We start from the raw sequence: 11967 nt of genomic DNA on the forward strand, positions 1-11967 counted from the left end.
TCGAATGGCACCCAAAATAGGAACCGCCGTATGCGGAACCGCATGTACGGTGGTGTGAGAGGTCGGTGAACACGAAAATAGGAAATAAACACCTATGATTAGTGTTTACCTCCTACTCGATTATAATAATCGTCGACATTTTATTTTTGAAGTCGATGCTAAAATATGATATACAATGTATAAATACTATCTATTCTTTTTCTTGCTGTTTGTCACAATAACAGACATTACAGCACAAACAGACAGTACCAAGACCGAAAAACTGCCAGAAGTTGTTGTTACTGCTGATGGTCAAATTGAAATGAGCAACAAGGCATTGTTGATACCAACTCAACTTGAGAAAAAACATTCTACAAATGGTTTTAATCTACTATATCTTATGCAGACTCCTGACTTGGAAGTATCGGCACGCACTCGTAGCATTACTACTCATAGTGGAGGAGAGGTTGTATTGTGTATTAATGGAATGGAGGCATTGCCAGAAGATGTAGCATCTCTTAGTGCAAAGAACATTCGTACAATAGAGTATATAAGAACTCCAAGCGGGAAATATGCAGGTAAAGCAGGATTGGTTAATTTTGTAACTGTAAAAATGAATTATGGGGGCAATGTGTATTTTTCTGCAAATGAAGGATTTGCCTACAAATCGGGGGAATATTTAGCTTTTGCTGATTTTAATAAAAAACGATACACATTTTCCCTAACCGTCACTGGTGACTGGCATAGAGACCATAGCTATACAGAAGGAAATGATATGTTTGTCTTTTCAGATAAATCCGTTTTGGAACGTAATTATAAAGATGAGAGTCCGTTGAAAATAAATAATGGGCAAGCTATGCGATTGCGCTTAACCTCCATGGGGAATACCCACAGATTAAATACCTATGTTGGCTTTAATCGTCAGGCTGTGCCAAATTCCAATACCATACAGGGTATTTACTACACCGAACCATATGGTGCAACAAAGCGTACTGTTTCATATAACAGCCAATCTATAGCACCATCAGCATATGTAAATTACACATTATGGTTGCCTAAAGAGCAGGCTTTTGACGTTACAGCATCTGCTTCTATGGGGCACAATAAATACTACAGTCTGTATACAGAGACAGAACAAGCTTCATTAAATTCAAAAGTAATAGAAAATAACTATGTGCTGAATGGTAATATTCGCTATTCGAAAACTTGGAAAAATAGCCTTACTCTAGCAGGCGCATTGAGCAATGATTATAAACATTATACTGATAATTATGATGGAACAGCAATTGGAAAACAGCATCTGACTTCCAACATTACTGTTGGATTACTTCAACTCAGCAAATATAGTGAGAAATACTATTACTATATCTCTGCGGGGTTATCTAATACGGCCGTTTCTTTAAACTCCATACATGATAATTACTGTATGCCTGTTGCTTTTTATGGTGGAAACTATGTCATTAATAACAAGCACTCTTTATCGTTAAATGGTCTTTTTACACATACTTTATTTGAACCGTCACAAAAAAATTCAATGGTTGTTCCGACATCTTTTTTTGAGGCAACTTGTGGTAATCCTGACATTGCACCGATGAAAGTATTAGGAAACACCCTTTCATACAATGGACAAATTGGAAAAATTCGTTTGGCTTTATCGTATGATAGTAATATTTATTTTGACAACATAGTACATCAGTATACAGCTAATACGAATACGATTTTTGATACTCGTATAAATGGCGGAACTTTCTACGGTAATATGTTTACTGTAGGTTGTACCTATAATTTATTCAATGAGCATTTGCGTTTGAGCGCCACAGCGATTGAAGAATGTAATACATTAAAAGGGGCTACTTACGATATGTCGCACAACAGTTTTCACATAAAAGGTGGCTTGGTTTATCTTGCAGGAGAATGGATGCTTAGTTTCGATTATCAGACTCCATATAAATCACTTGATATTCGACAACCGTGGTTCATCCAATGTCGTCCTACCTATGAATGGAAAGTGAGTTGGACTCACAAGGCATTGGCTATTGAGGCTTTAGTACGCAATCCCTTTTCACGTTATGACAAGCAACATATAACAATGGATTATGGGTGTTATAATAGAAATTCGCGGATTTTTAACGAAATCAATGGGCGTAATATAAATTTAACACTGACTTACAGCCTTAGCTATGGCAAGAAATCTAAACGTGGAGAAATTGAGGTTAATAAGAATATTGATAGTGCTATCATGAAAATGTATTAATCAATGACCAAAACGATAGAAAGTCTTCATCAACATGATTCCATGCAATGTGGCATAGCCAGTTTGCAAATGGTATGTAAATATTTCGGCAGGGAATATACATTAGATTCTCTGTCGAAACTTTGCTTTGCCACAACGGAAGGTGTTTCAATGTTAGGAATCAATGAAGCAGCTAATACTCTTGGATTACATACGGCATGTGCGAGAATTTCTATCGTCATGTTAAACGAAGCTCCATTGCCCTGTATTCTCCATTGGAATCAGAATCACTTTGTGGTCTTATATAAGATTAAGAAATCCAAGAAGTTCTATGTCGCAGACCCAGGGAAGGGATTGGTTGCTTATACCTTAGACGAGTTCAAACAACATTGGATAAGCACGAACTCTAATGGTGAGGACAAGGGCATTGTTATGTTCTTGGAAACCACTCCTGCGTTCTTTACTTATAAGATGCAAGGTGAAGAGAACATCAAAGAAAAGAGGTCTTTCCGCTTTCTCTTTGGGTATGTGAAGAAATACCGCAAGTATTTCGGACAAATCATCTTGGGTCTAGTAGTCGGAAGCCTCCTGCAGCTTGTCCTGCCATTCCTTACCCAATCTATCGTGGATGTCGGTATCAAGAACCAAGAAATAGGTTTTGTTTGGCTTATACTCTTGGGGCAGTTGATGCTTACAATCAGCCGAACGGCAATAGACTTTATCCGCAGATGGTTGTTGCTTCACATTTCCTTACGTATCAACATATCATTGGTAAGTGACTTCTTCATCAAGTTATTGAAACTACCTATGTCTTTCTTTGATACGAAACTCATGGGCGACTTGATGCAGAGAATGAACGACCATAGCCGTGTGAACAACTTCCTTACTCAGCAGACGCTCAACATCGCTTTTGCCATGCTTACTTTCGTGGTATTTTCGGTGGTGCTGTTTTTCTATAACAAATTGGTGTTTGTCATTTTCTTGTTGGGAAGCATTCTCTATGGTGTATGGATGACCTTATTCTTGAAGCGAAGAAAGGTACTTGATTACGAACTGTTTGAGCAGCAAGCTATCAACAACAACAAAACTTATGAGTTTATCACCTCTATGCAAGAAATCAAGTTGCAGGATTGTGAGCAGCGCAGAAGATGGGAATGGGAGGACACGCAAGCAGACCTATTCGGGGTACAGATGAAATCACTTAAACTCCAACAGACACAGGAGGCTGGAAGTATCTTCATCAATGAGGTGAAGAATATCATCATTACGGTAGTTGCAGCTACTGCCGTGATTCATGGGCAAATGACACTCGGTATGATGCTTGCCGTGCAATACATCATCGGACAGCTCAACTCACCAGTGGAGCAACTGATGAACTTCTTCTATTCTCTGCAAGATGTGAAGATTAGCTTGGAGCGAATCAATGAGATTCACCAGATGGATGATGAGAATGGAAAGGAAGGCTTGCTAACTTCTATTGAAGATAAGAATGAGGGCATTGACATCAAGAGCATCATGTTCAAGTACGACCAACATGCTTTGCGCAAAACCATAGACGATGTGAGTATTCACATTCCGCAAGGTAAGGTAACAGCCATCGTTGGCGCATCTGGCAGTGGAAAGACCACCCTCATCCGTTTGATGCTTGGTTATTATCCTGTCTTGGAGGGAAAAATCAATATTGGAAATACTGACATCAACAAACTCAACAAAAAGTGGTGGCGCAGACAATGTGGTGTTGTCATGCAGGATGGTGTTATATTCTCGGAGAGTATCGCAAGAAATATTGCTGTTGATGATGGCGATATAGATAAGGAAAGGTTGTTGAAAGCTGCCGAGATAGCTTGCATCAAGGATTACGTGATGGCTTTGCCTCTGAAGTTCAACACCAAGATTGGGCGTGATGGTGTGGGACTGAGCCAAGGACAGAAACAGCGTATCTTGATTGCAAGGGCGGTTTACAAGAATCCCGACTATATATTCCTTGACGAGGCTACAAACTCGCTCGATGCCAACAATGAGAAAAGCATCGTGGAGAACTTGGATATGTTCTATAAGGGCAAGACTGTTGTGATTGTGGCTCATCGCCTAAGCACGGTGAAGAATGCCGACCAAATCGTGGTCATCGACCATGGAAAAGTGGTTGAGATAGGCAACCATGAGTCTTTGACCGCCAAGCGAGGGGCATACTATAATCTTGTGAAGAATCAGTTGGAATTGGGAAACTAAAATGTTTTTGACATGGAACAGAAAGAAACAGAATCAGATAATATCGAGTTGAGAAGCGAGAAGGTGAGGAACGTGATAGGTAAAGTTCCTCCTCGCCTCGTCAGCTTGGGAACGGTTGTCATTACGATAATAGTCCTCGCCCTCGCAGTTGCTTTCTACAAGAAACCTTATCCTATATCCATAGAGGCTAATGGTGAGGTCATTAATCAAAGGACAGTACAAGTGTTTGTGCCATACAAGTATTTGTATCTTTTCGATGAGCCAAGGACGGCTTATATATCTTTCGAGGGCAACGAAAATGCATCTTATAACTGCAACATCACAAGCCATAAAGCCAGGCTCATACATAGGGAAGATGGAAACTATTTTATGGCAATAGCCACAGTGAGTACACAGGGACAAAATACCTCAATGTTGCAACAGCACATGAAAGCCTATTGCAGAATCATCGTCAGTAATAAAACGTTATGGCAGCAGGTATTCGGATAAACTATATCCGAATACCTGCTGCCATAACGTTTTATTACCGTCTACAACATACAAATCCTATTTTCCTAACATTGATAACTGACCAAAGATGGATTGGGCAATCACAGCACGATACTAACGTTGGGTGTTATGATTTATCAGCATTCACTCTTGTCTATCCCTAAGGGATTTTGTCAGTTGTACTGCTTGTTGTTGCAGTCTAATAAGAAGTTGGGAATAGGTTTCGAGTTTGCTGAGCAGTTGTTGCGCAGTGGCGACAGAATGATAAGTCTTGAGGGCTTTCACGGCTTCGTTGTACAGCACGCCTATCTTATGAGTCATAGAAACGATTTCGGAGAGTTTCTCCAAGTAAGGCTCTTTTGCAGGGTCTTGGGTGATGACCTTAAAGGCTTCACCTAAAAGTCTTGCTCGGACAAAATCACTTTTCGTTTTTGCTCCCGACTTCTGGTAGAGTCTGATAAGCTTCTGCTGGTCTTCGGAATTAGGTGTTCTGATGTGCCATCTATCCCATCGTGGGTAGGTGGCACATCTGCCGTCTGGCTTCTTTTGTTTTTGCTTCTTCATTGCTTTCTAATCACGACTTTGGAGTGATTTAATCCCCCTTTCGGGGCAAGGGTCTTTGTGGTACAAACGGCAGTTTGTGGTACAAAGACACACCTTGCCAGTATAAAGAAAGAGATAGTTTGTTATGTTCCATAAAGTAACTTTTCTGGGGCGCTTTTGATAGACGAGAGTTCAAAGTTCAAGAAGTAAATCAAGAGATAAGTTTAGACTAATCTCTTGACTTACTGACTTTATGAGCTGACATATTTTTGACTAAAGTTAATTTTGACTTAGGTCGAAACTAATTTCTTGACCAAAGTCATAACTGACCATTTGACTTAAGTCGCAACTGATGTCTTAACTTAACTCATAACTTACCTGTTTGCGGTATTGGATTATAATGCCTTTCAAGCATTGTTTGTATGTCGCTCTGTTTGTAAAGTATCTTTCCTCCGATTTTGTAGAAAGGAAGTATTCTTGCATTTCTGTACTCTTGGAGCGTACGTGTGCTGAGCCGTAAGTGGCTGCACACTTCCTCGCTCGAAAGGTAAACCTCGCCATCTAACATCGGACGAGCTGTGGCACAATACCGCTCCAACTTCTTCAAAGTGCCTTCCATCAGTTGTGAAAACAACTGCATCTGAGGGTCTTCCTGCGTAATGATTTCATTCTCCGACATAATTCATTCATTCTTTGATTTCAATCCTTGACTGCATTCAGCATTTCACTGATGTCGGTCTGTTTGTAATAACACTTGTGTCCAATCATTGAGAAAGGGATTTTCCCCGTATCCCGATAGAATTGCAGGGTACGTTTGCTGATACCCAAACGCTTGCACACGGCTTCGTTGTCGAGCCATTGCTCGGTCTCAGGAGGATTACCGATGAGTTTCTCCACACGATGGATAAAGTCTGCAAATTCGGAGCGATGTCGCTCCCACGCTTTGCGGTTGATGATAATGAGTTTCATTGCCTTGATTTTGTTTTGATTACTTTATTGTTACTCGGCAAACAAACTGTTATTCAGTACATTGCCGTACTTATCGAGTGCAAAAGTAAACCCTCGGAAGCACCGCTGCAAGAAATGAGGAAAAGCAGGGAAATAGAGAGAAAACAAGAGAAAAGACCAAAGGAGATCCATCTGTGTTATTGCGGTAATGAGATGAGGTGCCGGCTCTTTCCTTTTATTACATAGCAATTATTCTCTCGACAGTTCGATAGTTCGACAAATCGATATGTAGAACTATCGATAGATAGTTTTATCGATAGATTATTTTGACGATATATAGTCATGACAACAGATAGTCATGACAACAAATTGTACAAACAACAGATGGTCCGTATTATCGTCAGTCCTATCTATTGTTGGTTGTTACGCCTTGCGTCCAAAGAGCCTGAGTATGCCGTATTCTTGTTGTGCCTATACTCTCTTACGGCAGTCCTGCTCTGCAAGGTTGGGAGAGATGAATACGACCGCACGAATATTGAAAATGGCAATACCAACTTGAAAAGAAAAATCCTGCGGTGGAGATTCTTCTCTCCATCCACAGGACTTGACCTTGTCAGGGCAGATTGGCTGCCGTTGTACCTTTGCACGATAAGAAACGGCATCAGGGACTTTGCGTGTGCCTTTGCTTACAACGCCTTCGGGCTTACCCCTCCGTCTGACCGATTATTGGCAAATGATTGCTCTCGATGAGCAGCACTATTGTGCCTGTGAGTTCGGTGTAAAGACGGTCGTATTGCTCGTCAGAAGCAAATGTGTCCGTCAAACCGAACTTGTCGAATGTGGCTTGAATAGCCTTGTTCGACAACAGTATAGGTACGAGTTTCTCTGGAAGAGGTGCAGGCAGTTCCCTTTCAAACTCATTTTCCAATACAGATACAAGCGTGTCATACTTGGAAAAATGCAAGCCTTGATACAAAACCTCGCTTGCCATGCTTTCCGCTTCGGGGTGAGTGAAACCTTGCGCCACGGCATCGCAGTAAGCTGTGAGAGCCATATCTGCCCGTGCGGTGATAAACTCCGTATCTTGCAATCTCTCGGGGTGATGCTCACCCATATAACTTCTTAATTTCAATCGAAAATAGGAAAGTTCCAGCTTTTTGTTCTCTTTCATTTTTAATTTTATTTAGTGTTGATGTTCAATGATGGTTGCTTTGCGGTCAAAGAACAAGTTACTTGTCCTCCGCTTGGCTGTCTTGGCGGACAGACACGCAAAGCCTTTCGCAGTTCCCTTGTGGTATTGCTACCCATGAGTGGCTGCATCTCACGGGCAATTTTACTCTTGCTAACCTTTGCATAAAGTTCGGTGGTGGAAATGAAACGGTGTCCGAGTATCTTACTGACGGTTTCTATAGGCAAACCGTTCTCCAAACAGATGGTCGTGGCAAAGGTGTGCCGTGCCGTATGCGAGGTGGCTTCGGTATGAGGTGGGAGTCCTGCCTTGATGATAATGTCCCTTATCTTGCGGTTGAAATGGCTATTCGTGGGGAATTCACGAAAGAGCAAACCCTCCTTTCGTCCGTCGCTGACAATGGTGAGTATCTCTTCGGCAATGGGCAATAAAGGAACAATGCTCCTGTTCTGTGTCTTTGTGCGACAGAGCGATATGTACCTACGCCCATGCCCGAATGTATAAACATCGCCCATTCGGAGTTTCTTCAAGTCTGAGAATGCCAGCCCCGTAAAACAGCCCAAGAGGAAGATGAGCCTGCAATGGTTGTCCACCGAGCGGTGTGGACGATATGAGAGAAGTTTGTGTAAATCGTCAGAAGTGAGGGCATTGCGCTCGTAGGTGGGCGTTTCAATGTCTATCTGCTCAAAAGGGTCTTCACGGATATATCGCTCTTGCAGTGCTTTTCGGATGACTTGATGCAGGTGGCGCAGACGATTGGAAACAGTGCTTTCCTTGTTTCCCAAGTCCCGCAGCATAAATAGGCGGTAATGTTCTATGAGGTCCTTGTCTGTCTCTTTGGGAAGGCAGTCCCCGTTTCCCCTTGTTTTTAGAAAAAGTGCAAAATTCTTCCTACTGTCCCTGAAAGCCCTGACGGTAGCCTTTCCTATCGTCTTGCCCTGCAATGCCTCCTTGCTTTCACAGACGGATTGGTAAATCTCTATGAGTGTCGGGGTGGGTTTGTTTTGGTGCTGGTACTGCTCTTTCAGGTATTCAGCCGTAATGTAGTTCTCTTCTCTTAAAGTGAGTTCATAGAGTGCGTGAAGTCGTTCTTCTATTGAGTTCAGCAGCAGATTGACGGCATTCGCTCTGTTTGCCACCACTTTTATGCGCCCTTTCTTTGCTTGCCAATCATCTGGGGAGGTGTACAAACCTGTTGAGAATGAAGAAGACGCACCATTGCAGGTGATACGGCAGCGGATAATGCATTCATTCCTTTCGCTTGTCTTGCTTCTGTCTATATAGAATAGAATTGAAAATGTACTTTTCATTGTTCTTGGACTTTTAGTTGATTAAACGATATTGTGCGATGAGAGGGAGAATCTTCTCCACATCCCGAAAGACACGCTCTGGAGAAGTCTCTGCATACACCTGTGTGGTCTTTATCTGGCTGTGTCCGAGCATTTTCGATACGCTCTCGATGGACACGCCTTCTGAAAGCGTCATCTGCGATGCGAAGGTATGCCTTGCCATGTGATAGGTCAGCGTTTTCTGAATACCGCAAAGCCGTGCTATCTTTTTGAGGTGTATGTTCAACGTGTCACAGCCCGGTATGGGCAGCAGATACCCTTTTGGGGGTTCGTGGCGGAACGCCCTCGTATGAATGCCCTTGTACCGCTCAATGATGGCGGATGCTTCGGGTAATAATGGAATGTAGCATACATTGCCCGTCTTCACTCTCGGCTTGCGTATCCAATCCATATCAGACTCGTGGATGATATGCTCTGCCGTGAGGTGGTACACATCCGTGTAGGAAAGCCCTGTATAGCACGAAAAGAGAAACATATCCCTCGACACCTGCTCGTAGCCTTGCAGTTCGTTATCGGTTAATGCCGCAATCTTGTTTACTTCCTCCCTTGTAATGTATCGGGGTGTTCCAACGTCCCAGCGGATGGAATGACCGATAAAAGGATAGGTGTCTATGATGTGCCGTTTGTGCAGGTCTTTGAGCACGGATGCCAGCATAGTAAGATAACCAGCCGAAGTGTTGAGTTTAAAACCCTTTTCTTTGGCAAAATACTCCTCCAAGTCCTTGATAAGGGCTGTATCGGCTTTTTGCACGGGAATATCGTCCACATGGTAGCGACATCTCAAAAATTCAGACAGATGCTTGCGGAAGAGCAGCAGACATTTCAGTCTTCTTTCGCTGCGATCTATGCCAACTCGCTCACGGAAGCGGTCAATATACTCATCCGCATGATGAAGCAGCCCCTGCGACTCGCTGTTTAACCCGAATACAAGTTCCCTTATCTTCCCTGCCGTGACAGTGTTGTTCAACTTGCCAGAAAGCGATTCATAAACTTGATGGACACTTACTTGCAGTCGGTCAAGTTCCCTGTTCACTGATACGGCTTCGGAACTCTTTCCCACAAGTCGCTGTTTACGACTATCCCAAAGTTTTGGGGTACAGGCACATTTGCAACTGAACTGAACCATTGAGTGACCGATACTGATGCGTCCCATGATGGGACTTTTTCCGTTTTTGTCCTGCGTACCTCTTTTGAGGTAGAAGAGCAGCTTGATTTTTTCTTTTTCCATTGTTTTTTTGCTTACAAAATTATACTTCCCAGAGGAACTTTGAGCGATGCAAAACATTGATAATGAAAGAGAAAATACCGTTTTAGTTACCACTTTTAGCTGTTCTTTTCCTTTCATCGTTTCTCGAACGATTTGGTAACTGAACTCTTGCTTTTTCACTCCTTTCTTCGCCTATTTCCTTTGATGCAACTCAATGAGTAAGCAGGCAATATCTCCTCTATTTCAATCAGATACGCATTCTTCTCCTTTTCTTGCTTCCAACTCCTATACTTCCGCATAGAACGAGGCAAGTTCAGGCACTTTAATAAAGGTTCTGAAGCGTTCCTTCTGAATAATCTCATTGGTGATGGAAAACTCATAGTCAGTGGACTTCTTGGCAAAGACCGCAGCCCATGCGTCGAAACTGTTAATGCCCTGCTTCTCCAAGGCTTGCGGGCGCAAGTATTTGAAGAGCAAATATAATTCTGTTAGCGAATTACTGATAGTAGTTCCCGAAAGAAAAGTTGCTCCCAAGTCCTTGCCTGACCGCTCCTGTATGGTGCGAATGGCAAAGAGCATATTGAGCGCACGCTGTGAGCCATCCGGATTGCCCAAGCCCGACACTCTGTCGTGGCGAGTATTGAACATCAGGTTCTTGAATTGGTGGCTTTCATCTACAAAAAGGTGGTCAATACCCATCATCTTAAAGTCCACGGCATCGTCCTTGCGCTCGGCAATGCTGTCTTGAATGTCCTGTAACTTGGCTTCCAAGGTCTGCTTACGTTTTTCTAAGCCTTTGAGCATGGCACGGGAAATGTCCGCTCCCTGCATACGGAGCACTTCAAGATTTTCTTCTACAGAATCTTTTTCTTTATGCAAAATCGCTTCTTGTATCTCCAATGCTTGCGGTATCATGCCGAACTGCTCATGCGTGAGGATAATGCAGTCCCAATCATTATTCTTGATGTCATTGAAGATGCGTTGGCGATTCTGCTTGCTGAAGTCATTCTTTCCCGGATAGAGTATCTTGGCATTGGGATAAGCCTTGCGAAAAGTGTCGGCAATATCGAATACATTTGCTTTGAGTCCAATAATCATCGGTTTGTTAGCCAATCCCAACCGCTTCATCTCGTAGGCTGCTGTACACATGATAAGCGTCTTACCTGCACCGACCTCGTGGTCGCAGATACCACCTCCATTGGTCTTCAGCATCCACACGGCATCTTTCTGACTTTTGTAAAGGTCATCAATACCCAATAGTCTGAGGTCAAGGTCGGGAAAGGTCTGGTGCGTACCGTCAAAGTTGGGGCGCACGAAACAATTAAAGAGACGATTATAACGGTTGGATAACTGCTGCTTGAACGTGTCTGGTGTACGTCCGAGCCAATCGACAAAGCCCTGTCTGATTTCCTCAATCTTGGCATTTGCCATCTGTATGGCATGTCCGTCCCTTACTTTGATGGTTTTGGTTTCTCTCGTAACCTTGTCCGTCATTTCCTTGCTCTTGTTGATGTCTGGAATGGTATTGTGCAGGGCGTGCTTCAGGAGGTTGATGCCGTCATAGCGGCGGAACTCCCCCTGTACGGCATACTTATGCCAGATATTATCATTCTTTCGGTCGCAGACAATGCTGTACTCATCAATATTAGAATTATTGCTGTCCGGTAAAACTTTTTCAAACAAAATAAATTAGGGCTGACACATCTCACGAGGTATCAGCCCTTTTGGTGTACGCTCGGCATGAGCATTTTCTAACGGGTGGAAGTCCCGAGTAAGCCCTAATAGCGGGAATTACATAGCC

Annotated in this window: 10 protein-coding genes and 1 pseudogene; 4 read left to right on the forward strand and 7 right to left on the reverse strand. The window is 42.9% G+C overall.

The features are described 5' to 3' along the window. Nucleotides 1–175: 175 nt before the first annotated feature. From AC1DCD_RS09540 to AC1DCD_RS09555, 4 genes are read left to right on the forward strand one after another with little or no spacing between them, the layout of a single operon-like run. Complete coding sequence (locus AC1DCD_RS09540; RefSeq protein ID WP_036929043.1) at nt 176–2233, forward strand: TonB-dependent receptor; 2058 nt, start codon at nt 176–178, stop codon at nt 2231–2233. 3 nt (nt 2234–2236) lie between these two features. After that, complete coding sequence (locus AC1DCD_RS09545) at nt 2237–4441, forward strand: peptidase domain-containing ABC transporter (protein WP_036929038.1); 2205 nt, start codon at nt 2237–2239, stop codon at nt 4439–4441. Nucleotides 4442–4453: 12 nt separating this feature from the next. Beyond that, nucleotides 4454–4930 (forward strand): hypothetical protein, encoded by a 477-nt coding sequence (locus AC1DCD_RS09550; protein ID WP_249858953.1) that lies wholly within the window; start codon nt 4454–4456, stop codon nt 4928–4930. After that, the gene (locus AC1DCD_RS09555) at nt 4909–5094 is read left to right on the forward strand and encodes a hypothetical protein (protein WP_464641285.1); all 186 of its coding nucleotides are present in this window, start codon (nt 4909–4911) and stop codon (nt 5092–5094) included. Before AC1DCD_RS09550 ends, AC1DCD_RS09555 begins: the two co-directional genes overlap by 22 nt. Here the strand turns inward: AC1DCD_RS09555 and AC1DCD_RS09560 are convergent. The 7 genes and pseudogenes from AC1DCD_RS09560 to AC1DCD_RS09590 form a co-directional block, all read right to left on the reverse strand. After that, on the reverse strand, nt 5075–5494 hold the full coding sequence (locus tag AC1DCD_RS09560) for a plasmid mobilization protein (RefSeq protein WP_249858952.1): 420 nt from the start codon (nt 5492–5494) through the stop codon (nt 5075–5077). The two genes, AC1DCD_RS09555 and AC1DCD_RS09560, sit on opposite strands and share 20 nt — an antisense overlap. Before the next feature lie 346 nt (nt 5495–5840). Beyond that, complete coding sequence (locus AC1DCD_RS09565) at nt 5841–6152, reverse strand: helix-turn-helix domain-containing protein (RefSeq protein WP_464641287.1); 312 nt, start codon at nt 6150–6152, stop codon at nt 5841–5843. A gap of 20 nt (nt 6153–6172) precedes the next feature. Beyond that, on the reverse strand, nt 6173–6442 hold the full coding sequence (locus AC1DCD_RS09570) for a helix-turn-helix domain-containing protein (RefSeq protein WP_464641288.1): 270 nt from the start codon (nt 6440–6442) through the stop codon (nt 6173–6175). Between the two features lie 682 nt (nt 6443–7124). Beyond that, on the reverse strand, nt 7125–7592 hold the full coding sequence (locus tag AC1DCD_RS09575; RefSeq protein WP_464641290.1) for a DUF1896 domain-containing protein: 468 nt from the start codon (nt 7590–7592) through the stop codon (nt 7125–7127). An 8-nt stretch (nt 7593–7600) separates the two neighbouring features. Next, entirely contained in the window at nt 7601–8920 is a 1320-nt protein-coding gene (locus AC1DCD_RS09580) for a site-specific integrase (protein WP_464641293.1), read from the reverse strand. Nucleotides 8921–8933: 13 nt separating this feature from the next. After that, nucleotides 8934–10187 (reverse strand): site-specific integrase, encoded by a 1254-nt coding sequence (locus AC1DCD_RS09585; protein ID WP_464641295.1) that lies wholly within the window; start codon nt 10185–10187, stop codon nt 8934–8936. Nucleotides 10188–10451: 264 nt separating this feature from the next. Continuing rightward, nucleotides 10452–11825 (reverse strand): annotated as a pseudogene (locus AC1DCD_RS09590) (DUF2958 domain-containing protein); the annotation flags it as partial. Between the last annotated feature and the right edge of the window lie 142 nt (nt 11826–11967).

This window comes from Prevotella sp. C0209C1 (genome assembly GCF_056583855.1).